This window comes from Lyngbya sp. CCAP 1446/10 (assembly GCF_026130175.1).
Classification (GTDB): domain Bacteria; phylum Cyanobacteriota; class Cyanobacteriia; order Cyanobacteriales; family Microcoleaceae; genus Microcoleus.
Map to the genome: position 1 here is coordinate 19,918 of NZ_JAIGNI010000047.1, position 26,572 is coordinate 46,489.

Annotated in this window: 17 protein-coding genes; 11 read left to right on the forward strand and 6 right to left on the reverse strand. The window is 45.3% G+C overall.

Annotated features, from left to right (window positions below; all coding sequences use genetic code 11):
* Positions 1-37 precede the first annotated feature (37 nt).
* A complete protein-coding gene (locus tag K4039_RS19105) occupies positions 38-5,989 on the forward strand; it encodes an ATP-binding sensor histidine kinase (RefSeq protein WP_265237503.1) in 5,952 nt (1,983 codons plus the stop codon).
* A 69-nt stretch (positions 5,990-6,058) separates the two neighbouring features.
* On the opposite strand, the gene K4039_RS19110 is transcribed toward K4039_RS19105, so the two are convergent.
* Positions 6,059-7,714 (reverse strand): NAD(P)H-hydrate dehydratase, encoded by a 1,656-nt coding sequence (locus K4039_RS19110; protein WP_265237506.1) that lies wholly within the window; start codon positions 7,712-7,714, stop codon positions 6,059-6,061.
* On the opposite strand from K4039_RS19110, the gene K4039_RS19115 reads away from it, so the two are divergent.
* Complete coding sequence (locus tag K4039_RS19115; RefSeq protein WP_265237508.1) at positions 7,703-7,879, forward strand: hypothetical protein; 177 nt, start codon at positions 7,703-7,705, stop codon at positions 7,877-7,879. The genes K4039_RS19110 and K4039_RS19115 overlap by 12 nt on opposite strands.
* A 187-nt stretch (positions 7,880-8,066) precedes the next feature.
* Complete coding sequence (gene mnmA, locus K4039_RS19120; protein WP_265237510.1) at positions 8,067-9,158, forward strand: tRNA 2-thiouridine(34) synthase MnmA; 1,092 nt, start codon at positions 8,067-8,069, stop codon at positions 9,156-9,158.
* Positions 9,159-9,424: 266 nt separating this feature from the next.
* Here mnmA and K4039_RS19125 read toward each other — a convergent pair whose 3' ends face one another.
* Complete coding sequence (locus tag K4039_RS19125; protein WP_265237511.1) at positions 9,425-9,985, reverse strand: hypothetical protein; 561 nt, start codon at positions 9,983-9,985, stop codon at positions 9,425-9,427.
* 553 nt (positions 9,986-10,538) lie between these two features.
* Here K4039_RS19125 and K4039_RS29970 point away from each other — a divergent pair.
* The 7 genes from K4039_RS29970 (at position 10,539) to K4039_RS19160 (ending at position 17,797) form a co-directional block, all read left to right on the forward strand.
* A complete protein-coding gene (locus K4039_RS29970) occupies positions 10,539-11,861 on the forward strand; it encodes a hypothetical protein (protein ID WP_375339815.1) in 1,323 nt (440 codons plus the stop codon).
* Positions 11,840-12,481: a PP2C family protein-serine/threonine phosphatase gene (locus K4039_RS19135; RefSeq protein WP_375339816.1), complete on the forward strand. Its 642-nt coding sequence runs from the start codon at positions 11,840-11,842 to the stop codon at positions 12,479-12,481. The genes K4039_RS29970 and K4039_RS19135 overlap by 22 nt, the downstream gene beginning before the upstream one ends.
* A gap of 74 nt (positions 12,482-12,555) precedes the next feature.
* Positions 12,556-13,134: a DUF6272 family protein gene (locus tag K4039_RS19140; protein ID WP_265237527.1), complete on the forward strand. Its 579-nt coding sequence runs from the start codon at positions 12,556-12,558 to the stop codon at positions 13,132-13,134.
* 46 nt (positions 13,135-13,180) lie between these two features.
* On the forward strand, positions 13,181-13,525 hold the full coding sequence (locus tag K4039_RS19145) for a hypothetical protein (protein ID WP_265237513.1): 345 nt from the start codon (positions 13,181-13,183) through the stop codon (positions 13,523-13,525).
* A gap of 70 nt (positions 13,526-13,595) precedes the next feature.
* Positions 13,596-15,071, forward strand: coding sequence for an adenylate/guanylate cyclase domain-containing protein (locus K4039_RS19150; RefSeq protein WP_265237514.1), 1,476 nt, complete (start codon positions 13,596-13,598; stop codon positions 15,069-15,071).
* Between the two features lie 254 nt (positions 15,072-15,325).
* Entirely contained in the window at positions 15,326-16,975 is a 1,650-nt protein-coding gene (locus tag K4039_RS19155) for an ABC transporter substrate-binding protein (protein WP_265237516.1), read from the forward strand.
* A gap of 162 nt (positions 16,976-17,137) precedes the next feature.
* The gene (locus tag K4039_RS19160) at positions 17,138-17,797 is read left to right on the forward strand and encodes a pentapeptide repeat-containing protein (RefSeq protein WP_265237517.1); all 660 of its coding nucleotides are present in this window, start codon (positions 17,138-17,140) and stop codon (positions 17,795-17,797) included.
* Between the two features lie 129 nt (positions 17,798-17,926).
* Here K4039_RS19160 and K4039_RS19165 read toward each other — a convergent pair whose 3' ends face one another.
* From K4039_RS19165 to acnB, 4 genes are all read right to left on the reverse strand, one after another.
* Positions 17,927-18,307 carry a cupin domain-containing protein gene (locus tag K4039_RS19165; RefSeq protein WP_375339817.1) on the reverse strand — a complete coding sequence of 127 codons (381 nt, stop codon included), beginning with the start codon at positions 18,305-18,307 and terminating at the stop codon, positions 17,927-17,929.
* Between the two features lie 143 nt (positions 18,308-18,450).
* Complete coding sequence (locus K4039_RS19170; protein WP_265237519.1) at positions 18,451-18,903, reverse strand: nucleic acid-binding protein; 453 nt, start codon at positions 18,901-18,903, stop codon at positions 18,451-18,453.
* Positions 18,904-18,906: 3 nt separating this feature from the next.
* Complete coding sequence (locus K4039_RS19175; RefSeq protein ID WP_265237521.1) at positions 18,907-19,263, reverse strand: hypothetical protein; 357 nt, start codon at positions 19,261-19,263, stop codon at positions 18,907-18,909.
* Between the two features lie 392 nt (positions 19,264-19,655).
* Positions 19,656-22,271, reverse strand: a complete 2,616-nt coding sequence (gene acnB / locus K4039_RS19180) for a bifunctional aconitate hydratase 2/2-methylisocitrate dehydratase (protein ID WP_265237523.1) — start codon at positions 22,269-22,271, stop codon at positions 19,656-19,658.
* A gap of 328 nt (positions 22,272-22,599) precedes the next feature.
* On the opposite strand from acnB, the gene K4039_RS19185 reads away from it, so the two are divergent.
* On the forward strand, positions 22,600-26,538 hold the full coding sequence (locus tag K4039_RS19185) for an EAL domain-containing protein (RefSeq protein WP_265237526.1): 3,939 nt from the start codon (positions 22,600-22,602) through the stop codon (positions 26,536-26,538).
* Positions 26,539-26,572: the final 34 nt, after the last annotated feature.

Below are 26,572 nucleotides of genomic sequence, written 5' to 3' on the forward strand. Positions count from 1 at the left end.
GAGTTATAAACTAATTTATTGACGGGAATCAAAATTTATGCTCCCAGCTTTGAGAATTGCTAGTTATGACTTACAAGAACTCATCCACCAAGGAACTAACACAGCTATTTATCGTGCAGTATCGATCGCAAACCGACTGCCTGCCATCCTCAAAGTTTTAAATACAGAATATCCTACCCTAGAACAGATAACTCGCTTAAAACACGAATATCAGATCACCGCATATCTCGATTGCGAGCACACCGTAAAAGTCGATCGCCTAGAAATTCACCCAAACTGCTTAGTATTAATCTTAGAAGATTTTGGCGGCATCTCGCTCAAACAGTGGATGGCAAAAGCCGGGAATGCTGGCAGGATTTCTGCAACGCATGAGACACAACCGCTTGCAGACGGCGGGGAAAGCGCTGCGATTCGCACAACTGTTGTGGAAGCAGCAACTGCGCGTTACCAATTGCCGATCGCCCAATTCTTAAACATCGCCATCCAATTAGCAAAAGCTTTAGTATTCCTGCATCAAAATCAAATCATTCATAAAGACATCAAACCAGCTAATGTTATCATAAACCCCGAAACAATGCAAGTAAAACTTGCAGATTTTAGCATTGCTTCGCGGTTAAACAAAGAAACGCCAAACTTAAAAAATCCCGATCGCCTAGAAGGAACCCTCGCCTATATGTCCCCGGAACAAACCGGGCGGATGAATCGCGCTGTAGACTACCGCAGCGACTTCTACTCTCTAGGTGTAACCTTTTACGAATTGCTGACAGGAAAATTGCCATTTACCAGCAACGAACCGCTGGAATTAGTCCACTGTCACATTGCCAAACAACCAATTCCCCTTCAAGAATTAAATCCGCAAATCCCCCCAGTTTTGGCAGAAATTGCCGAAAAACTGATGGCAAAAAATGCCGAAGACAGGTATCAAACAGCAACCGGATTGTTAGCTGATTTAGAACGCTGCCAGAATCAAATCGAGGATTCAGGGAAAATTTCTAATTTTATTCCCGGACAACTAGATGCCATGAGTCAGTTGTTAATTCCACAAAAACTTTACGGGCGAGAAAAACAAATAACACAATTATTGCAAGCCTTCGATCGCGCTAGCAAAGGCAGCAGTGAAATTGTCTTGGTAGGTGGCTATTCCGGGATTGGTAAATCAGCATTAGTCCACGAAATTCTGCGTAATTTAACCAGGCAGCGCGGATACTTGGTTTCGGGCAAATTTGACCAATTCAAGCGCAATGTTCCCTATGCTTGTTTCAATCAAGCCATGCGGAGTTTGGTGCAGCAGATTTTGACTGAAAGCCAAGCTCAGATTGAGTCGTGGCGAGAAAAAATGCTGCGAGTTTTGGATGCGAATGCTCGAATTGCGATCGAAGTCATCCCCGAATTAGAATTAATTTTAGGCCCGCAACCAGACGTAGCACAACTGGGGGCGATCGAATCTCAAAACCGCTTCAACCGAGTGATGCAGCAGTTACTTCAAGCAATTGCCACCGCCGAACATCCCTTAGTAATGTTTCTCGACGACTGCCAGTGGATAGATGCTGCAACAGTCAATTTATATCAACAAAATGGCCTCGCAAAAATCCCTTACTTGCTAGTAATTGTTGCTTATCGGGATAACGAAGTCAGCCCGACGCATCCATTGATGCTAGCGAATGAAGCAATTCGAGCTGCGGGCATTCCGATAACAGCTATTACTTTAGAACCCCTAGCAATTGGCAGCGCCATTCAACTAATTGCTGAAACTTTGAGATGTGCTGCTGAAACAGCGAGTCCGCTGGCGAATTTGCTAGTGCAAAAAACTGACGGAAATCCATTTTTTTTCAAGCAAATGCTGAAGTATTTGCATCAAAAAGGCTGGTTGAGATTTCACCCGCAGGCTGCTGAGTGGCAGTGGGATATTAAACATATTCAACGCCAGGATATTTCAGAAAATGTTGTCGATTTGATGGTGAATAAAATTAAAACTTTGTCAACTGCAACCCAGCGAATTTTGCAATTAGCGGCTTGTACAGACAATCAGTTTAGTTTGGATGTACTGTCGGTGGCTAGCGGACAATCTTGGACTCAAACAGCGCAGGATTTGTGGGAAGCGTTACAGGTGGGCTTGATTTTACCTGTAGGTAATAGCTATCGGATTCCGCAAGTATTTGAGCCGGAAGAGTTGGAAAAGTTGGGGATAACGGCTGGAGATGTGTGCTACAAATTTATGCACGATCGCGTTCAGCAAGCTGCTTATGCCATGATTCCTGACGCACAGAAAGAACCTGTTCATTTGGCGATCGGGCGTTTGTTGTTGCACAGAAGTACCGCATCCCAACGGCAAGAACGAATTTTTGATATTGTCAATCATTTGAATTTTGCTGGCGGGTTGATTTCCGAGTTGAGCGAAAAGTATGAATTAGCTGAGTTAAATTTGCAGGCTGGCAAAACTGCGAAAGCTGCTTCTGCGTTTGAAACGGCGCTGAGTTTTTTCCAGTCGGGCTGCAACTGTTTATCGGCACAAAGCTGGGAAGATAATTATGCGTTAACTTGGGCGCTGTATTTTGAATTGGGCGAAGCTGAATATTTGAATGGGAAAAATGACGAGGCTTTGGCAATTCTAGACTTCATTTTGCCTCCAACTCAGACATTGTTAGAGCGGTGTCGGATTAATGAGTTGAAAATGACTTGTCTGCGGATGAAAAATGATTTGCCTGCGGCTTATCAGTTAGGTATCGAAACGCTGCAATTGTTGGGAATTGAGTTTGAAGCTGACCCGGATGATGGGTATTTGCTTAGGGAGTTGGCAAAGACGAAGGAGATGATTGGGGGTTCGATCGCCAATTTAGCCGATTTACCAGAGCTCACCGATCCGCTGCAACTCGCCGCCCACCGGATTTTGAAAGAACTTTACCCCATTGCTTACTTTACCAGTCCCAACGCTCAATTTTTGTGCGCGATGAAGTTTGTGCAGGCGACAATCGAACATGGTAACTGCCGGATTTCCGCCTTTGGCTACATTGTGTATGCCTTTACTTTGATTGTTAAATATGGCGAAATTGAGGCTGGTTTGGCAGCAGGAGAACTGGGTTTAACTCTCTACGAACGCTGGGATGCTAAAGAGTTAAGTGCTTATATTTTCTTGCTGTGGGGGGCTTGTTTGCACTACATCAAACATATTGATGAGTCCAAGGTTTTTATCGTCAAAGCTTTTAATAGCGGTTTAGAGACAGGTGCTTATCAGTGGTCGGGATATGCTGCGATTAATTGTCTTTGGTTCAGCTTTTACGGCAATGAATCGCTGCAAAAAACCACCGCTGTTATTGAGGAATTTATACCTGTTTTGCAAAAAATTGACCGCAATATGCTAGCATTTTTTATGCTAAATAAATCGGCAATTGCTCGGCTTACTCGTGCTGCCGAGAGTGCAGAAAATCCCCCAACTTTCATCGACGAAGAGTCGCTATTAGAATTTGCTGAAGCCTCGGCAGATTTGATGACTTCTTGTGTGGTTTATATCTACAAACTAACCGTGGCGAATTGGTTTGGCGAGGTCGATCGAGCATTAGAATATGCCAATATTGGTGCTAAATTCTTGCCTGGTGTTGCGGGGATTTTCCTGAGTCCGGTTTTTTGCTTCCACCGGGCTATAGCCCTGGCTGCTGCTTGTACAAATGCCAGCGAGGGCGAGAATCGCCAAATCTACCTAGAACAGCTTAACCTGAGTCTGGAAGAACTTCGAGAATTTGCGAAAAACTGTCCTGCAAATTACCAGCACAAGTATTTAGCCATCCGGGCCGAAGTGGCGCGGTTGTCGGGACAAAAGTATGAGGCGGCAGAATGCTACGATAGTGCGATCGCCCTCGCAATAGAAAACGGCTTCATTCAAGATGCCGCACTCGTTAATGAATTAGCTGCCCGATTTTATTTCTCTCAAAATCGGCTTATTTTCGTCAAAAATTACCTCAACGATGCCAGAGTTTGCTATCTCCAGTGGGGCGCTACAGCGAAAGTCCGTCAACTCGAACAATATTATGCCAATTTATTTCCTGAAGCTGTTGAGTTGCGAATTGCTGCAACTGTAACCGCGAGTACATCTAGTCATGCTAATGTCTTAGATTTAGCAACAGTAATCAAAGCATCTGAGGCAATTTATAGTGAAATTGTCTTAGAAAAATTGTTGAAGAAACTGCTGCACATTATCTTAGAAAACGCTGGCGCGCAAAAAGGTTGTATTCTTTTAGAAAGAGACGGGCAACTGTTTGTTGAAGTCTCGGATACTAACCGCATGACATCAGCCACATTTCAGGAGTCAATGCTGGTTGAAAATAGCTCGGATGTTGCTATTTCTATAATCAAGTATGTTGGGATAACTCAGCAACCGCTGGTATTGAGCGATGCAAGTCAAGAAAAAATTTACCAAGCGGATACTTACATTCAGAATTGCCAACCCAAATCGATTTTATGCGCGCCGATTTTGTATCAAACTAAGTTGATTGGCATTGTGTATTTAGAGAATAATATGGCGATTGGAGCATTTACGCGCGATCGGCTAGAACTGTTGCAACTGTTAACGACGCAAGCGGCGATCGCCATTGAAAACGCCCGCCTCTACGCCCGCGAACAACACAAATCCCGCCAGTTGACTGAATCTCTCGAAAACCTGCAACAGTTCCAAGTCGAACTCATCCAAAAAGAACAACAATACCGCAGCATATTTGAGACAGTAGTAGACGGACTTTCGCTGATGGAATTGGATACCGGTAAATTCATCGCAGCTAACCCCGCACTCTGTCAAATTTATGGCTATTCTCAGGAGGAATTACTGCGTTTAACTCCGCCAGATTACATTCTCCCAGAGTATCTGCATTTATTCGCCGAATGGCAACAAACTATAAGAAGACGCCAAGAATTTAGCTGTCAAGCAGTCATACAGAGAAAAGATGGTACGCTGTGCGATGTTGAGGTAAAAGCAAACTTTTTTGAGTACGATGCGCAACCCCACGCCCTGGTAATTAATCGCGATATTAGCGATCGCAAACGTGCCGAAAAAGCTGTGCAAACATCGGAAGCTCAATTGAGACAAAAAGCTGAAGATTTAGAAGCAATACTCATTCAACTCCAACAAACTCAAGCACAATTAGTTCAAACTGAAAAAATATCGCAACTCGGACAACTGGTTGCTGGAGTTGCCCACGAAGTGAATAATCCCGTTAGTTTTATTTCTGGCAACTTGCATCATGCCAAAGACTATGTTAGCGATTTGATAAGTTTAGTCCAGGTTTATCAAGACAACTTTCCTGATCCGGGTCAACAAGTTTTAGATGAAATAGAAGCGATTGAATTAGAATATTTAGTTGAAGATTTGCCGAAGATGATTGACTCGATGAGATTGGGAACAGATCGCATCCGCGACATCATGCAATCTTTACGAAATTACTCGCGTAGCGACGGGATTGAGAAAAAACCAGCAAATATTCATGAAGGAATTGATACCACATTAATGATTTTGTCGCACCGACTCAAAGCCAATAGCCATCGCCCCACGATTCAAGTCATCAAAAACTACGGGGAATTGCCTAATATAGAATGCTATCCGGGGCAATTGAATCAGGTATTTATGAATTTGATCGCTAATGCGATCGATGCTTTGGAAGAATCTAATTTTGGTAAAACCTACAAACAGATTGAGAGCAATCCCAATATAATTACAATTTCGACCTCTGCGGAAAACAGCAGCGAAAAACTGATAAATCGTACAGTAAAGATTCGGATAGCTGACAATGGACTTGGAATGTCAAAAGACATCAAACGAAAATTGTTTACGCCATTCTTTACAACTAAAGCTGAAGGTAAAGGAACCGGATTGGGACTGCCAATTTGCCACGATATAGTCACAAAAAAACACGGGGGAAGTTTAGAATGTGTTTCAGCGCCGGGAATCGGCACAGAATTTGCGATCGCCCTTCCGGTGCACAACATTCCTATCAAGGATAATTAGGGCATTAGGCAAAGCCAAGTGATCCCGGTGTGCGATACGAATTTATGGCAGCGAGTAGGACGATCGCCCTCAAAATTCTCGTAATGTAGGAATTAAATACTGTGTCAATGTAAAGGCATCTACTCCTAATTCTGTCCGTTCTTTGGCAGCCATGATTCCGGCTTTGGCGTGCCACCAAACTGCTGTTGCAGCAACTGATTCGGGGGGGGATTTGCGGGCGATCGCACTTGCCAACAGTCCCCCCAACAAACCAGTCAGAACATCGCCGCTGCCGCCTCTAGCGAGGGCTGGGGTGCTTTCTGGATTGATATAGGTGATGGTACGCGCGGCGCAGCTATCCCCTAGGGAATCGCCCCGATCGCTCCAACTGATGCAAACTTTAGCTCCTTTGAGCAATACCACTGCACCGCAAAGCTCAGCCGCTGCTTGAGTTGCGGCAATTCGATCCTCGCCCATTTCGTCCGCTAATTCGGGAAACAAACGCTTAAATTCGCCCGGATGAGGTGTGATAATTGTCAGTGCTGAGCGTTCCGACAAAATCGGGACTGTGCCGAGTTGAGCGAGAATATTTAAACCGTCGGCATCTATAACTAAAGGTCGATCGCACTCCAGTACAGATTCTACAGCGATCGCGGCTTCCAATGTCAGACCAGGCCCTACTGCGATCGCATCATAGACACCCAAATCGATCGCTATCGGCAACTCGCTAATTGAACCATTTGGGGTTTCAGGACACCCGATAACTAAAGCTTCTGGCAACTGACTGCTCAACATCGGTTTAATCGACTCAGGAACAGCAATTGACAGCATTCCCACACCGCTAGCCCTTGCTCCCAATGCTGACAAAATTGCCGCTCCGCTGTACCGACCAGAACCTGCAATAATTAGTAAATGACCGTTAGTGTATTTGTACGAAATTGGCGATCGGGGCAATGGCAAATGCTGAATTGCCGATGCTTTAATAATGCGTTGGATTGATGGCGAATCGCCCAATATTGCTGCAATATCTGGGACGGGAATATCAAAATCAATTAATTCCGAACTGCCGATATATTCTAACGCTTTGTCTTGCAGAAATGCCATTTTCCACAATCCCAAACACAATGTATGTTTTGCTCTGATTGCAGTCCCCAAAACTGCTCCGGTATCTGTATGAATTCCCGATGGAATGTCTATACTAAAAATGGGTATGTTTAAATTATTTATTTCGTCAATAGCTGCGGCGGTGGGATTAGTAATTTCTCGTTCCAATCCAAAGCCAAATAAACCATCTACGAGCAAATCGCAGTTTTTTAGTGATTCAACTTTGTCAACAAAGGGAATATTTAAAGAATGCGCATAATCAGCATGACTTTTGGTGAGTTCTTTAAGCTTAGAAAACGGGCAGTAAATAACTACGGAAAATCCTTGAAAGTGCAATTCGCGAGCCACAACCAAAGCATCACCGCCGTTATGTCCCGGCCCAACCAATACGCCGATAACTGGCAATTGAAAATTAACAATTTTTTGCCCTTCTCCCTTTTTCCTCCTATTGGTTAAATCCGTTAAATCCCGTACATTGCTCGTTGCCGAACTTCGCTCTTCCTTCAACAGCGCCTGAATGCGTTTAGCAATCAATCCGGCGACTTTTTCCATTAAAGCTGCGACTGGCATTCCAGCAGCAAATATTCTCGCTTCTATTTGCCGCATTTGGTCGGCGGTGACAACAAATTTTTGAATAATCATAAGAAGAAGGAAGAGGGAAGAAGGAAGAAGGAAGAAGGAAGAAGGAAGAGGGAAGAAGGAAGAGGGAAGAAGGAAGAGGGAAGAAGGAAGAGGGAAGAAGGCCCTTCGGCTTCGCTCAGGGTGAAAAGAAGGAAGAAGAAAGAAGGAAGAAGAAGGAAGAAGTAGAATGAAGAAGTAAGAGATACACAGTAAGCCTTTGAGCGATCGGTATTTTACGTTTAATTAGGTGGCTTTACTTAATTAGTGTTAAAATTTCAGCTAACAGCAGCAGTACCATTTTGTAGTACATTTGTGGTATGATCGATTAGCTCGATCGCACAAAGTAACAGTAAAATAGCAAATTCTCTCTATCATGAACAAGATTGTTGTAGGCCTCTCCGGCGGGGTCGATAGTTCCGCAGCAGCCGCAATTTTACACCATCAGGGCTATGAAGTGGTGGGTTTAACGCTGTGGCTGATGAAAGGCAAAGGTCAGTGCTGCTCTGAGGGAATGGTCGATGCCGCTAAACTTTGCGAAGATTTGGGCGTTCCCCACCACATTGTTGATAGCCGTGAAGTCTTTAAGGCAAGTATTGTCGATTTTTTGGTGGACGGTTACAGTGCAGGAGTTACGCCTTTGCCTTGTTCGCAGTGCAATAAAACTGTGAAGTTTGGGCCGATGCTCAAGTATGCTCACGAAGAACTCGGTATTGAAAAGATTGCGACGGGACACTACGCTCGCATTACCTATGATACTGCTACGGGTCGCTATCAGTTGCTACGGGCGATCGACCCAGCCAAAGATCAGTCTTATTTTTTGTATGATTTAACACAAGATTTGCTCGCAGGTACGGAGTTTCCTTTGGGGGAAATTACCAAGACTGAAACTCGCAGAATTGCGGCGGAATTTGGCTTGACAACCGCTGATAAGCCGGAAAGTCAGGATTTGTGCTTGGTGGAAAGTAACGGTTCGATGCGGGCTTTTCTGGATAAGTACATTGCGCCGCAAAAGGGTGACATTGTAGATAAGGCCGGGCGGGTGCTCGGACAGCATGATGGTGTGCACCACTACACCATTGGCCAGCGGAAAGGACTCGGCATCGCTGCACCGGAACCGCTATATGTGATTGAACTTGATGCTGGTGCTAATCGGGTGATTGTGGGCGATCGCCAGTTGGCGGTAGAATCTGAGTGTAATGTCGATCGGGTAAATTGGGTTTCTGTCGCTCAACCGACGGCTCCGATTCGGGCTTCTGTACAGATTCGTTATCGATCGCAACCCGTCCCCGCTACAATTATTCCTGTAGAATCCTCACAAGCAGACGAAAAAGCCAGTAGTACAAGGGTCAAGGTGATTTTTGACGAACCACAGTTGAGCATTACCCCCGGACAAGCCGCTGTTTGGTATGACGGAGATGTACTGTTGGGCGGTGGGATTATTGAAAGAAACAAACTCCCAAGATAAGACGGCGGTTGAAACCGCGTCTACAGAAACAAAACCCGGATGGTGCGCGGGTTGAAGAAGAGCAATTAAAATTACGTTATTTTCTTCAGAAGACCGGGCGGTTGAAACCGCTTCTACACAAACAAAACCCGGATGGTGCGCGGGTTGAAGAAGAGTCGGCAATTGAAATTACGTTATTTTCTTCAGTCCGCGGAGGCGGACTTCGTTTTTGTAGGCGCGGTTTCAACCGTACGTCCCATCTTTTTGTGGAACCGGCTAAGATTTTCCTAACCTGCTTTCTTTTCCAAACGCAACACATTTCCCCTAGCATTAGTGCGGTAAACCCAAGTTTGGCGACCATCAGAAATCACAACCCGCCAACCTTCGACAATCATTTGGCCGCAAATTTCATCAGCTTTTACGATTCCCAAACAAGTATTCGGCCAACTTTGCCGGCTCGATTCAGTTACTTTCAACTTGTCAGCAGCAATCCCAGTTTGGCGTGACAAGTCTTGGCGAACTGCTGCTGCTAAGGTTGCGGGCAATTGGTTCGGGGGATTTTGGCGCGTACCCTCGGCCAAATTGCCCGGTTCGGAAATTAAACTATTTAGTGCCAATCCAGAATAGCTAATGTTTTTTAACACCGCCGTTGGATTCTCTTGCTTTTCCAACTGGGCGAGGGAATGTTTTAGACCACCCGCGTTAGCCGCAGCGGTGTGTATTAGCACCGGATACATTTCCCATGCGAGAATTCCTGTGAGCACTAAAGCCAAGATTAAAGGATTTGGCTGCTTTTTACCTCGGTTTTGACTGTTTTTAGAGTTATTTTCGGAGATTGGTTTCATCATAAGCCCTCTTTCTCACTTTACACTCTTGCGATCGCTCCCGATCACTCAACTCCAGATACTTATTTAGACACTGTTGCTGGTGTTGTTGGTTCCTTTGTGCAGAGCCCAGTTGACGCCAGTCGTGCAGCACAAGTATTTTATACTCGCTGCCGGCACTTGTATTTTGTGGAAACTTGCACTACCCAGCTATTACTTAATTTTTACTTTTAGTCTCGCGGTATCGAGAAAAACTTAGGCATAAGTAAATATTCTGAAAATAATCGGATTTTGGGCCAAAATCTCACTACAAATGACTATTCATCTTTCCAAAACACAAGAAGCTGTTTTAGACTGTGGGAGGCGAGCTGAGCCGCCGATATCAAAGGGATGCCGCACAATCTGTTGCAACAGGATGGGAACGCATTACAAATTAAGCCAGCTATCGCTGATTAATTGTAGCATTCTGGTTTTCAAGTGCGATTCCCAAAATACTTTAGTAGCGCTCGTTACTTTTTTAGTACAATTTTGTTTAAATGTATTGATTATGAACAAAAAATCCCTGGGAATCCATTTAATGAATCGACTGAGCTATCCTCAAAAATTTACCTTAATTGGTTTTTTATTTGCGATTCCGTTAACCTTGGTGATGTACCTGTTGATTTCCGAAATCAACAGCAGGGTTGATTTTGCCCAAAAAGAAATCTACGGTAATCAATACCTGCGCTCGCTGCGCCAATTGAGGGAATATATACCGAAACTTCAACAGTTAAATTATCAGGGTTTAAATCCCAATTTTAGCAAGCCAGATCCCAGCGGAAATTTAGAAGCTAAGATAGACGCCAACTTTCAATCCTTGGCAAAGATTGATCGCCAGTTAGGAAAAATTTTATTTTCTACTCAAAAATTCAATGCCACTTATCAAGATTGGCAAAATTTTAAACTTCGTCGCAGTCAGTGGAGTTTAGAAACTTACGATTTTGTCTATCATAAATTAGCCGCAAATATTAATAAGTTGAGCGCTCATGTCGGCGATACTTCCAATCTAATATTAGACCCTGATTTAGATACCTATTATTTGATGGATGCCACTTTGCTGAAGATTCCAGAAATGCAAAAACTCTTGTCAGAAATTAGGCTAATTTCTCGCAAAAATAGCTTACGCTCGGATGCGACATCTGAAGAAAGAGCGAAACTGATTACTTTGGCGGACAAATTGAGAGAACTCAATAAAGATTTAGCAATCAATATGGAAGTAGGATTTCACAATAACCCTCACGGGAATCTGCGACCGAAATTAAGCGAGCATTTGAGAAAATTTAACTCGGTAGTAGAGCAGCTAACTGGGCAAATAGATAAACTGATTTATCCCACAGCCGTAGTGGAATATTATGCCTATCTCGATGGCAGCGATCGAGTTATTGCTTCAAGTTTTCAACTGTGGGACGAAAATCTCAATGAATTAGATTTTCTTCTGCAAAAACGCATTGATAATTTTGTGGCAAAAAAACAGATAATTTTAATTTTTGTGTCAATAATTTTAGCAATGGTTATTTATCTATTTGTATCTTTTTATAGGTCAGTTATGCAAACAGTATTTGTGCTTGACGAAGCCTCAAAAAAGATGGCAAATGGCAATGTAGGTTACAAGATTATTTTGGATAACAGAGATGAGCTCGGACAAGTTGTAAGTTCATTTAACAAGATTGCCGATGCTTTGGTTGGTGCAAACCAAGAAATTAGCGTTCTCAACGATCGCCTAAAAGCCGAAAATGTACGGATGAGTGCCGAACTAGATGTCACTCGCAAGATTCAGCAGATGCTGCTACCGAAAGACCGAGAACTCAACGAAGTTGTGGGATTGATATTGCGGGATTCATGGAGTCTGCTGATGAAGTAGGCGGCGACTATTACGATGTACTACAGCACGAAGGTAGAGTAAAAATTGGCATTGGCGATGTGACGGGACATGGATTGGAGAGTGGCGTTTTAATGATTATGGTTCAAACGGCAGTCCGAACTTTGCTCGCCTACAATGAACCAGATCAGGTAAGATTTTTAAGTGCTATTAACAGTGCAATTTATGATAATGTGCAGCGGATGAAATGCGACAAAAATGCCAGCCTTGCTTTGCTAGACTATGAGCAGGGAATGCTGAAGTTGAGCGGCCAGCACGAAGAAATGATTGTCGTGCGGTGTAACGGTTCTGTGGAGCGGTTTGATACGATCGATTTGGGTTTCCCGATCGGGCTGGATGCAAATATTGCTGAATTTGTTGCTGAAACAATTGTACAGTTGCATTCAGGAGATATCGTAGTGCTGTATACTGATGGGATTACGGAGGCTGAAAATATGGATAAAGTGCTTTATAGTTTAGAGAAGTTAATAGAGGTAATACAGATTAATTGGCAGCGAACGGCAACAGAAATCAGGCACGCTGTAATTGACGACGTGCGATCGCACATTGGCGAACAAAAAGTTTTTGATGACATCACTTTGCTGGTACTTAAACAAAAATAGCTAACTCAACTTGCTAGGAATGAAGCTAGAGTAATTGGTAATTGGTAATTCATAATTGGTAGTTGGTCATGGACATGATTCAAACTTTCGGCGATTTCATCGAGCCGACTCCCAGCCAGGAATACTTAATAATTGGATTTTCTCCGAGTTCGATTCCCCTCAAGCAGCGGTGGCGGAACAACGGTTTGTCGGCGGATTTTCTGGCTGACTACTTGACGACTTTTTTCCCTGGAAACGAAGACGACCCCTCGACAATTGACAGACAAGCTGAAATAAAAAGCGCTGTGAGCTACATTGCTAACGAGTTATTAGAGAATGCGATGAAGTTTAATGATGAAACCTCGGAGTACCCGATCGACATTAAACTACAATTAAAGAGCGACGGACTGATTTTCTCAGTTGCTAACAGCATCTCTCCCCAAGCTGTGGATCAGTTTCAGGGTTACATTCGGCAGTTGCTAGCCTCGGATCCGAGCGAGCTGTACATTGAGCAATTGGAAAAAAATGCTGCTGACGAGAGCTCTACTGATTCTGGATTGGGCTTGCTGACGATGCTCAGCGATTATACCGCCAAAATGGGCTGGAAGTTCCAGACCGTGCAAAAAGACCCGGAAGTAATTACGGTGACAACTATGGTGCAATTAAGAGTATAGGTAAGAGTGGGCGATCGATCATATCTAAGGAACTTTTTTGCTGACAATGGAAATTAAAACGGAAGATTACGAGATCTGTTACGATCCGGCAACGGCAACTGTGAGTTTTGTTGGCTCTCTAAGGCTGAGCGGGGCCGAAGACTACGCGCCGATAGTGCAGTTGCTGGGCGAGGTAGCCGACGTGGAACAGGCGAAAATTACCCTCAATTTGCAGCAGTTAGAATTTTTGAACAGTTCTGGCATCAATATGCTGTCGAAGTTTATTATCGAGGTGCGCAAAAAAGCCGGGATAACAATGGCGGTAAAAGGCTCTCAACGTATAGCTTGGCAAGGTAAATCTTTGAAGAATTTGCAGCGCTTGATGCCTGCTTTGCAGTTGGAATTACTATAGACACACAATGACTTTTAGGGTACGGGCTGTTGAGCAATTTTCTGTTAGTCGATGCGCAAATTTTCGAGTTATGCTGGAAGAACAACCATCTAGAGAACAGCTACTTTTAGAAATAGAAAGATTGCGCCAGCAAGTGGAAGACTTGAAGGAGGAAAAAGCGGATCTGGAAATTTTGCTGGAAAATACTGCTGAACATTCCGATACGGTGGAAAGTGAGTTGCGCGATCGGGCATTGGAGGCGGTGCGAGAAGGTGAAGTCAAGCTGGCTCAATTTCTCGAAGCGATTCCGGTAGGTGTGGCTGTACTCGATTTTGAAGGCAAACCTTACTACGTCAATCACGCCGGAAAGCAGTTACTTGGTCAAGGGGTTGTACCGTTAAATTTAGTTGATAATTTGTCAGAAGTTTATCAAATTTATATCGCGGGAACTGATATTATTTACCCTTCCCAGAATTTGCCACTCGTCCGAGCTTTGAGCGGTGAGAGCACAACGACTGATGATATGGAAGTTCATCAACCCGACAAAAAAGTTCCCATTGAGGGTTGGGGAACACCAATTTTTGATGACGCTGGCAAAGTTGCTTTTGCGATCGCAGTTTTTCAAGATATCACGGAACGCAAACAAGCTGAAGCCGATCGCCATAAATTTATTAATAAATTATTTGAACTCAATCAAAATCTGGAAAAATCCCTGGATGCTGAATCAGACTTAACTGATGCCTACGGGCGATTTGTGCCACATCAATTTCTGAATTTGTTGGGATATGAAAGTATTATCGATGTCAATTTAGGCGACCAAGTGCAGGAGGTAATGTCGGTGCTGTTTGCGGACATCCGCGACTTCACGATGCTTTCGGAAACTATGACACCGCAAGAAAATTTTAATTTTATCAATGCTTACCTGTCGCGGATGGAGCCGGCTATTACTAGCAATCACGGGTTTATTGATAAATACATTGGCGATGCGATTATGGCTCTGTTTAGCGACTGCGCAGATGATGCAGTGAAAGCGGGTATTGCGATGCTAGACATCCTGACTGATTACAACGAACACCGTCAAAGTGTCGGCTACATCCCGATAAAAATTGGCATTGGCATCAATTCGGGTTCTTTGATGCTGGGGACAGTCGGTGGCAAAAGCCGAATGGACAGCACTGTGATTAGTGATGCTGTTAATTTGGCATCTCGGATTGAAGGATTGACCAAAGATTATGGCGTACCTCTGTTAATTTCTCAGCAGACTTTGGAACGGTTGCGAAATCCGGCTGATTATGCTATTCGGATTGTGGATAAAGTACAGGTAAAAGGAAAATCTCAGTATGTGATAGTCTATGAGGTATTTGATGCCGATCCGCTGGAAATGCGATCGGCAAAGCTAGAAAATTTGCCCGTATATCATGAAGCGATGTTACTGTGCGAGCGCCAGGAGTTCCGATCAGCGGGAAAATTGTTTGAAGAGTGTTTGCGGACAAATCCGAACGATGGGGTAGCTCGTATTTACCTGAAACGCTGTCGGGATTGGCGATCGCTCCTCAAGGGAATTTAGTCAGTAGTCAGTAGTCAGTAGTCAGTAGTCAGTAGTCATTAGTCATATCCGCTTACATCTGAATTAGATCGATCGCGCGATCGCCTTCCTCGGACTTCTACTCAAAAAAATATGATTCCGATGCAAGCGGAAGCGATCGGGTGCTGCTGCGATCGGTTTGGCGACAGAGTATTTACCAAGAAACCCGGTTTCTCCTCTAAAAGTGCGTAAGTCCTGATAATATAATAACTACTTTGGAGTGTCAATAAAAGACGATGAGAATCAACAAGCGGCAGCCGAGAATATCTATAAAACCTTCAGTAATTAAAGTTATCGCTCTGTTCTGTCTGTGCTGCTTGTTGACTGCAAGCTGCGGACAGCGGGCCAATCGATCTGTGAATGCGAGCGGCGACAATGTTAATAACCGCGTTACGATCGGCACAACCTTGAAATTGCGGACGATCGACCCCGCCGACGCTTACGAAGTTATCTCAGGACAACTGCTGCGCAATTTGGGCGATACTCTCTACACTTACAAGTCGGGAACTACTGAGTTAATCCCCGGCTTAGCGACAGCAATGCCAAAAGTTAGCGCAGACGGATTGACATATACAATTCCCTTGCGTCAAGGCGTGATTTTCCACGACGACACACCGTTTAACGCCGCAGCAATGGAATTTTCCTTGCAGCGGTTTATCAAAAATGGCGGCCGTCCGTCTTTCTTGTTGGGTGATGCAGTAGCATCGGTGAAAGCGACGGGCGAATACGAATTAACTTTTCAACTCAAAAAGCCTTTTGCTGCTTTTCCAGCCCTGTTGACATTTGCCGGTATTTGTGCAGTTTCTCCGAAAGCTTATGAGATTGGGGATGGTAAATTTAAACCCGATACATTTGTGGGAACTGGACGCTACAAGTTGGCGAAGTACGGTAGCGATTCTCTCAAGTTTGACGTGTTTGACAAGTATTGGGGGGAAAAACCAGTTAATCAAGGTATTGACATTTTGCTGCTTTCGACTTCTTCAAATTTGTTCAATACTTTTCAGACTGCTGCGATCGATGTAGCTTATTTATCTCTGGATGCCGATCAATTTCGCAGCTTGGACGAGGGAGCAAAAAAAGGGAAATGGCAGGAAATCGCGGGGGAAAGCAGTACGGTTAGTTATATGACGCTGAATATGAAGTCTAAACCGCTGGACAAGTTAGAAGTGAGACAGGCGATCGCAGCAGTGATGGATCGGCCCCTGATTACCGATCGCATACTGGGGGGACAAGGGCAGCCGCTGTACAGTCTGATTCCCACAAGCTTCGACGTTCAAAAACCGGTGTTTAAAGAACTGTACGGCGACGCCAACACGACAAAAGCGAAGGAATTGTTAACAAAAGCGGGATATTCGGCCGCGAATCCGTTTATTCTGCAAATTTGGCATCCTACTGGTTCCACAAAACGAACTTTAGTGGCGAGTATGATCGAGGCGTTAGCTAAACAGAAAATGGACGGGATAATGCGGGTAGAAATTAACAGTGTTGAATCTCCGACTTTATTCCAGAATATAGAGAAGGGGATTTATCCTGCGGTGTTAGTGGATTGGTCTGCCGACTTTTTTGACGCTGACAATTACATTCAGCCGTTTTTGGATTGTGCGACGGGTTCGGAGGCCACCGGGTGCGAAAAGGGTGCGAGCCAGGGTCAGGGTTCGTTTTATTATAGCGATCGAGTAAATCAACTGATCGACAAGCAACGCAAAGAACCAAACCCCGAAACCCGGAAAGCTTTGTTTGGCGAAATTCAGGACATACTAGGTAGAGATGTACCTTTCATCCCTCTTTGGCAGGATAAGGACTATACTTTTGCTCAGAATAATATCACGGGTGTCCGCCTAGAGCCGACGCAATCCTTTCCTTTTTGGTTCCTGAAAAAGCAATAATTGTTTACAATAATTATTAAGAATTGAAATGCCCACAATCATACCATCTTTTGTGCACAACAGGGTGATGATTGTCACAGTTTATCTAAGAGACCGATCACCCAACTCTCTCTAAAAATGTTGGATATTATTAGAGAGAGAGATATCGCTGAGGGTGAGTATATGAAATTTGGAATTTTAACAACTACAGGGCTGCTAATTGCGATCGGTTTTGCTTCTGGAGTCAAAGCAGAAAACGTATCACAAGTCAAGCAACTATTAGAAACTAATAATTGTAGCGGCTGTGACTTGACAGGAGCGCAGCTTTCTGGTAGGGATCTCAGCGGCGCGAATTTGAGCGGTGCAAACTTGAGCGGTGCAAATTTGAGCGGTGCTAACCTCAACGAAGCCAAACTGAACGAAGTAAATCTGACACAAGCTAAATTGCCAGGTGCGAGCCTAATTGGGGCTAGAATGCACGGGGCAAATTTGGAGGGTGCTGATTTGACTCGCGCTAACCTGAGTCTGGCTGGTTTAGTAATTGCCAGTTTGAAAAATACCAACCTCACCAGCGCTAATTTAGTCGGCGCTAATTTAGAAAGTGCGAATTTGGCTGGTGCGAACCTGAGAAATGCTCGCCAGTCTGTAGCGAATTTAGCTAATGTCCGCCTGATGGGTGGCAGTTTGTCGGGAATAGATGTGATGGGGGTTAACTTGCGGGATGCAAATTTGACTGGTGCAAATTTGAACGGTGCTAATTTGAACGGTTCGGACTTGACTGGTGCTAATTTAAAAGATGCCAATATGGCAAATGTAGATTTGAAAAATGCTGCTTTGCCGTAGGACGATCGCCAATTGCTATATTTGACTATCGTGTTTAACAACCTTAATATCATCGTGTAGGGGCAATTTCCTAAATTGCCCCTATAATTTTAATTGCGTGTAATTTTAATTTTCCGTTAAGCTGCCCGATCAATCTTCGTCAGCGGCATCTTGGGGGAAACGGATAATATCATCATCGCCAAGGTATTCGCCATTTTGGATTTCAATCATCACCAGAGGAATCACGCCGGGGTTTTCCACGCGGTGAGCGGTATTCATGGGAACATAGGTTGATTGTTTCTGCATGAGAATTGTCTCTTTGTCATCGCAGATAACTTTAGCGGTACCGGAGACGACAACCCAGTGCTCGCTGCGGTGATAGTGCATTTGGGTGCGGATGTGGTGTCCCGGTTTGACTTCGATGCGATTGATCTTGTAACGATCGCCCGCGTCTATGACTGTAACTTTACCCCAAAACCGAGCTTGCGTGCGATCGTCCGTTTTTTCTGTTGTGTCCACTGTTTCCACCATGCTGTTGATCTCGCTAACGGTGTCTGTAAAAATATTTATATTTGAAAGTATATCAGGGAGAGGGTAAGTCTGTAAGTGCGATCCTCTTCGAGGGCTTCGCTAACGGGCTTTTGGTGAATTTTTTATCTGATAATCCAGCTTCATCAGATCGATAGCCATTCACGAGCATCCACAAACTGAGACAAATGCTTCACATTTGTTGTAGCAATTACCACTTCATTTCCCTGATTTGCTTCCAATATTGCTTGAGCCGCCAGAATCACATTCCCATCAAGTGCATGGGGATCTGCCGTTGGCCTTCCTCTGCTTCGTGCATCCGCCCACAACTGAGCAGCTAAAAGCATTACCTCCGAAGTCAAAGGACGGTATGGAATTTCCGCTTTCAGTTCATCAAGTCGTTTAATACTTGCCAGCTTACCTGCACGAATTAATTCACGCCTCACCTCATAGTCAGCAATTTCAGGAAGCATTACAATGTAACCTTTTAGCGGCAAAGATTGCAGCCAGAGTTTACCCTCTTGATATAAAGGAGAGGCGGCTTTGGGATTTGTAACAATTCCTAAAGGCCCAGAATCTAACAACACTATTTTGCTCATGGACTATATATGCACGGGGTTTTCTTCTAGTGCCTTGCGGAGAACTTCAGCGGTTTCTGTTTGTTCCTGTTCATCTCCATCGTCTACCCAAGACTGTAGCAGCTTGCTCAGAGCTTCGTGCTGCTGTAGGGGATCGATTGTCTTAATTTCGGCTATAGCTTTTGTCGAAGTATCGGGAGTTATTGGCTTAACTGTCACAGTTTCCAGAAATAACCGCATCATCTGAAGCAAATTCGGCCAATATGCTCTCGGAGTTTGCTGAATTACACTGAGAAACTCTACCATTTCATTACCAATGCGAGTTTCTGGCGCTGAAGTTGTTGTCGCTGGACTTTCACTGATTAAAGCTTGTTCAGACATAATCACTTTTCTCCTTTCTCGGATTTATATGAATTGCGATCGATTTATAAACTTAGTAGTTTGTAGGGTGTGCACTGCGCACCGGTTGACTTTGAGCAGCGCCGGATATCACTAGACTTCTTGCATAAATCTTTGATTAATACGAAAACCGCAGATATAAGGCAGATAAACGGAGATAAACGCAGATAATTTCAAGATACTTTCGACTTTTGCCACAAGTCTACTGATTTACCTGCGTTTCATCGTCTTGATACCGTCAAACCAACTTTCGTATAACTTGTTGCGCACCCTACAAGCTCAGCCGGTGCGCATTGCGCACCCTACAAACTCAGTTGGTGAAACCCACTCTACTTTTATTGTAAACAAAAGGCGGGCAATTGCCCGCCCTTGAATTACTTGCTCAACACACCTTCAGGAATTCCCAAAATATCCTCAATGCGCGGCATATCTTCCAAAGCAATCACTCGCCCTTCATCCTCAAAACCAGCAATTTGATCGAAATTCAAATAGCGATACAAATCGCTAGCAAAAGGATCGATTCTCTTCGACACAATCTCCATGTATTCTTCGACTGTGGGAATGCGACCCAACAGCGAACAAACAGCAGCCAATTCCGCCGAACCGAGATAAACTTGTGCATCTTTGCCCATCCGGTTGTTGAAGTTGCGAGTCGAAGTTGAAAACACCGTTGTGGCATCTTTGACACGCGCTTGATTGCCCATGCAAAGACTGCATCCCGGCATTTCCGTGCGCGCTCCAGCGGCTCCAAAAATGCTGTAATAACCTTCTTCTTTTAGTTGCTGTTCGTCCATCCGAGTTGGCGGACAAATCCATAGGCGAGTTTTCACTTCCCCTGAACCTTCCAATACCTTGGCCGTGGCGCGGTAGTGGCCGATATTTGTCATGCAAGAACCGACAAATACCTCGTCAACCCGATCGCCCGCAACCGCACTCAACAACTTAACATTATCCGGGTCATTCGGCGCAGCCACAATGGGTTCAGTAATCTCGTTCAAATCAATTTCGATGATTTCAACATACTCCGCATCAGCATCAGCCTCCAACAGCACCGGATTAGCCAGCCATTCCTCCATTTTCGCTACTCGGCGCATCATCGTCCGCGCATCTTCATAGCCCCGCGCTACCATATTTTTCAGCAGCGCGACATTAGAACGAATGTACTCAGAAACAGTCTCCACACTCAATTTAATCGTGCATCCGGCGCAAGAACGCTCCGCCGAGGCATCGGTCAATTCAAAAGCCTGCTCGACCTTCAAATCGGGCAAACCTTCAATCTCCATAATCCGCCCAGAAAAGACGTTTTTCTTATTCTGTTTCGAGACTGTCAGCAAACCTCTTTGAATCGCTACATAGGGAATTGCATTCACCACATCTCTAAGCGTTACTCCCGGCTGCAATTCACCTTTAAATCTGACTAAGACCGATTCCGGCATATCCAAAGGCATCACGCCCAAGGCGGCAGCAAATGCCACCAATCCCGAACCCGCAGGAAAAGAAATTCCTAACGGAAAACGAGTATGAGAATCGCCACCAGTTCCCACTGTATCCGGCAATAACATCCGGTTTAGCCAAGAGTGAATAATCCCATCTCCAGGACGCAAAGCTATGCCCGCCCGTTGTGACATGAAATCGGGTAATTCGTGGTGAGTTTTGACATCAACTGGTTTTGGATAGGCGGCGGTATGGCAGAAACTTTGAATCACCAAATCAGCGCTAAATCCCAGACAAGCCAGTTCTTTCAATTCGTCGCGAGTCATTGGCCCGGTGGTGTCTTGGGAACCGACTGTGGTCATGACTGGTTCGCAAGATGTACCCGGACGAACGCCGGACAAACCGCAAGCTTTCCCTACCATCTTTTGAGCTAAGGTGAAGCCTTTTCCGGTATCGGCGGGAATAGTTGGACGGGTAAAAATTTGGCTAATTCCTACTCCTAAAGCTTCGCGAATTTTGTCGGTTAAAGTGCGTCCGATTAATAGCGGAATGCGGCCGCCGGCGCGAACTTCGTCGAGGATTGTGTCGGGTTTGAGGGTGAAGGTGGAAATGATTTCTCCGGCTTCGTTGGTGATTTCTCCTTTGTAGGGATGGATGGTGATTACCATGCCGGTTTCCATTTTGGCGACATCGCATTCGATCGGCAATGCGCCGGAATCTTCAGCGGTATTGAAGAATATCGGGGCGATCGCACTTCCGAGAATATATCCGCCGTTGCGCTTGTTGGGTACAAACGGAATATCGTTACCAATGTGCCACAGCACGGAGTTAATCGCCGATTTCCGCGAGGAACCGGTGCCGACAACATCGCCGACGTAGGCTACGGGATGGCCTTTTTCTTTCAATTGGGCGATCGTTTCCAGAGCTCCGGGCATCTTGCTTTCGAGCATCACCAAAGCGTGTAGGGGAATGTCCGGCCGCGTGGTAGCATGAGGTGCAGGAGACAAGTCATCGGTATTGGTTTCTCCGGGGACTTTGAAGACTGTAACGGTAATGGCTTCGGCTAGTTCAGAGCGGCTGGTAAACCACTCGGCATCAGCCCAAGAATCGACTACCTGCTTGGCGTAGGGATTGGTATCCGACAGGGCGAGAATGTCGTGGAAGGCGTCAAATACTAATAGGGTTTTGCTCAAGGCGCGGGCTGCGGTGGCGGGAATCGCGATTTCGGCAGTGGGATTGAGCAAATCGATTAAAGATTGGACGTTGTAACCGCCCATCATTGTCCCTAGCAGATAAACTGCCCATTTGGGAGCAATTAGGGGGCTGTGGATTTCGCCTTTAGCAATGCCGGTTAAAAAACCAGCTTTGACGTAGGCTGCTTGGTCTACTCCAGGTGGCACGCGATCGCGCAATAATTCGATTAAGGCTTCTTCTTCTCCCGGTGGCGGATTTTTCAGCAACTCGCAGAGTTCTGAGGTTTGCTGGGCGTCTAGCGGCAGCGGTGGAATTCCCAATGCGGCTCTTTCGGCAGCCTGTTGGCGGTAAGATTCAAGCATTTCTCCTCTCTCCTCGGATAGTTTTGGGTAGTTGTTGGCAGATGACATTACTTTTTAGAGTAGGGGCTGGCGTTGCACATTTGGCAAAGTGCCCCGCTATACATGAAAATTTAACGCAACTTGAGAAACTGTAGACTTTCATCCCAAAGACAGATGCGATCTCCATCTGGGGCGCAGCTAAAACTCCAGCCGATCAGTTTTGGGGGGCTGAGTTGCATTGTTCTGGTTAAGATTAATGTGGTGGCGGTCGATCGATCGTCCTCTGCATCTGAAATCCTCACTCACCACAAGTGTAAAAAAGTTATCCGCTCAATGGATCAATTCAAAAATGGAAAGTTTTATTCCTGAAGACAGTCAGGGCTGTGCAGCCAAGCCGGACTTGTACGAAGAGTTGCAAGGAACCAAAGAGTTACTGCTGACGATCGCCAATTCCATGCCCATGCCCATGATCGTCAGCAGTCTGCCTGACGGCATAATTCTTTATAGCAACGATTTATGCCGTCAGGCTTTCGGGCTTAAAGCCTTCCAGTCGATCGACCACCAAAAAGTATCCATCCTCTACAACCAGCCTGCTGAGCGCCAGGAAATGCTGGAGGATCTCGCCTGCAACGGACACGTCCGCGAGAAAGAAGTCCGCCTCAAAAAAGCTGACGGGACGCTGTTTTGGGCAACTGTATCGATGCGGTATTTGACATTGCTGTCGGAAAAAACTGTTTTGTCGGTGTTCTGTGACATTACCGAGCGCAAGCTAATCGCCGCCAAGGAGCAGGAATTGCTCACATCAATCCACTTGCGGGCTCGCCAGCAAGCGGCCGTCGCTTACTTGGGGCAGCAGGCCCTGGCAGAAACAGATTTTTCCGCACTGATGGACAAAGCTGGGGTGTTAATTGCCCAAACCCTAGATGTCGAGTATTGCCAGTTTTTGGAACTGTTGCCTTCTGGCCATGCTTTTCTGCTGCGATCGGGGGTGGGCTGGCAGCCCGACCTTGTTGGTAGCGCTACTGTCACCGCTTCTAGTCGATCGCAAGCAGGTTACACGTTGCTAATGGGTCAACCGACGATTGTCGCAGATTTGCGTGTGGAAACGCGCTTTAGCGACTCGCCACTGCTGCACAACCACCGGGCTGTCAGTGGCGTTACTGTGATCGTTCCCGGCAATCGGGGACAGGAGAAAAGGAACTGGGGACAAGCAGAACCAGTGAAAACTGCTGAGTCGCCGGTCTGGGGCATTTTGGGAGTTCACAGCAAGCAAGAGCGGGTTTTCAGTCAAGATGACGTTTATTTTGTAGAAGCGATCGCCAATCTGTTAGCTGCGGCGATCGAGCGCATTCGATCGCAAGAGCGCTTACAAATGATGGAACGGGCGATCGAGAGTACCAGCAACGGTATTGCGATCGCCGATGCCACAGTTGCAGATAATCCAATTATTTATGTCAATCCTAGTTTTGAGCGGATCACGGGTTATAGCAGAGACGAATTAGTTGGAAAAAATTGCCGTTTTTTACAGGGAGAAAATACTAATTACCCCGAAGAAGTTAAAGATCTACGCAATGCTATTGAAGAAGGCAAAGAATGCCAAGTTATCTTGCGTAACTTTCGCAAAGACGGAACACCTTTTTGGAACGAACTTTCTATTGCTCCGGTATACAACTCGCGACGACACTTGACTCACTTTATTGGAGTGCAAACAGATGTCACCGACCGCCAGCGTTCGGAAGAAGAATTATTTTTAAAGTCCCAAGACTTAGCCACGTTCGGTGCCAATCTCAAACACTTGCACCGGATTACAACTTATCATTATCAAAATTTTGAAGAACTGGTTGCCGATTATCTAACAGCAGGCTGTTTAATGTTTGGACTTTCTATTGGCATCATGGCTGAAGTTCAGGATGAAACTTTTATTGTGCGGGCAGCGAAAGCAGATTTAGGATACTTTGTACCAGGCTTAGAATTGCACCTCAGCGATACTTACTGCGCTCCGGTGATTAAACTAAAAAAAACAGTTTCGTATTCTCATATAGGAGCAGATATGGAGATGCGCGAACATCCAGCTTATCAAAAATGCCATTCGGAATCTTACATCGGAACGCCGATATTTGTTAACAATAAAATTTACGGGACTTTGAGTTTTAGTTCGCGAGAAATCAAAACAAAAAATTTTGAGTACCAGGAAATAGAAATCATAGAATTGATGGCTCAAAGCATCGGTAAAATTCTGGTGGTTCACCAAATGGAAATCGAACGCCAGCAAGCCGAAAAAGAGCGCTGCGAGTTGATAGTATCTCTCCAAGAAAGTGAAGAACGGTATCGCCGTTTAGTAGAACTATCTCCCGAAGCGATCGCCGTTTACATTCAAGGGAAAATTGCCTACATCAATGCCGCCGGCGCTAAACTCCTCGGTGGCATCTCTCCGGCAGAGCTCATCGGCTTTCCAATATTGAATTTCGTTCATCCAAACTATGTCGAAAAAGCCAGAGAGCGCATCAGGCAAGTCGAGGAAGAAAATCAGCCGATCGAGCTTGCCGAAGAAAAACTAATGCGGATTGACGGAGAAATAATCGACGTTGAAGTTGCCGGCATCCCTGCTACTTATCAAGGCTTAGCCGCCGCCCAAATTATTATCAGAGATGTCACCGAGCGCAAGCGAGTAGAAAGGCAACTGCTACACGGCGCTTTTCATGACGCGCTGACGGGTTTACCCAACCGCGTTTTGTTCATCGACAGGCTAGGACAAGCCATCCGCCGATCCAATCAGTCCTCCGATTATAAATTTGGTTTACTTTTCCTAGATTTAGACCGCTTCAAAGTAGTTAATGATTCTTTAGGACACATTCTAGGAGACAAACTGCTAGTCGCCCTCGCGGATCGGCTGCTAACCTGCGTGCGGGCTTCTGATACCGTCGCGCGGTTGGGGGGAGACGAATTCACCATCCTGCTAGACCACATTCAGAGCCTCAGCGACGCCACCGAAGCAGCTAAAAAGATACAAAAAGAACTGACGAAGCCGTTTCATCTCGAAGGGCACGAAGTATTTACCACGGCTAGCATTGGCATTGTTTTCAGTCAAGGCGAAGTCACAGCCAGTGGCGAATCGAATTCGTACACTCACCCAGAAGAATTCCTACGCGATGCTGACATCGCTATGTACCGCGCTAAAGCTTTGGGTAAGGCCCGCCACGAAGTCTTTAATTTGGCGATGCACGACCAAACTATGTCGCTGTTGCAGTTAGAAAATGACCTGCGGTTGGCTATTTTGGGCAAGGAGGAATTAGGAGAGAGCAAGGATCAATGTTCGCACTTTATTGTGCACTACCAACCGATTATTTCGATCGCCAGCGGTGCGATCGAGGGTTTTGAGGCTTTGGTGCGCTGGCAGCACCCGGTTCGGGGTCTAGTTCCGCCGTCTACTTTTATCCCTGTAGCTGAAGAAACAGGTTTGATCGTGCCTCTGGGAGCCTGGGTGTTGCGGGAAGCTTGTCAGCAATTGCGGATTTGGCAAGAAATGTTGATGGAAGAAGGAAGAAGGAAGAAGGAAGAAGGAAGAGGGAAGAGGGAAGAGGGAAGAGGGAAAAAATTATCTGTGACAAATCATCAATTATTTGTGACAAATCATCAATTATCTGTGACAAATCATCAATTATTTGTGACAGATTATCAATTATCTGTGACAAATCATCAATTATCTGTGACAAATCATCAATCACCAATTCCCAATTACCAGTTACCAATTATTGACCCTTCGCAATTAACAATGAGCGTCAATCTTTCTCCGAAACAGTTAGGTATGCCGAATTTAATCGAATATATAGATGAAATTTTGGCAGAAACTGGCTGCGATCCGAGCTGTTTAAAATTGGAGATTACTGAAAGTGCGATCGTGGAAAATGTGATGAAGGCCAATATTGTGCTCGCCCAATTAAAAGATAGAAATATTCGATTGTCGATCGACGATTTCGGTACTGGCTATTCGTCTTTGAGTTATTTGCACCGCTTTCCGCTGGATACGCTGAAGATCGATCGATCTTTTGTGAGTAGGTTGGGGGCTGTGGAAAACGGTGACAGCGGGGGTCAGCCTTTGCAGATTGTACGGGCGATCGTGACTTTGGCTCACAATTTGGGATTAAATGCGATCGCCGAAGGCATTGAGACAGCCGAACAGTTAGCACAGCTTCGGGAACTAGGCTGCGAATTAGCTCAGGGATATTGGTTTTCTAAACCTTTGGACAGTTTAACGATGACAAAAATGCTCAAGCGATCGATTGATTAGTTATGGGCATGGGGCATGGGGCATGGGGCATGGG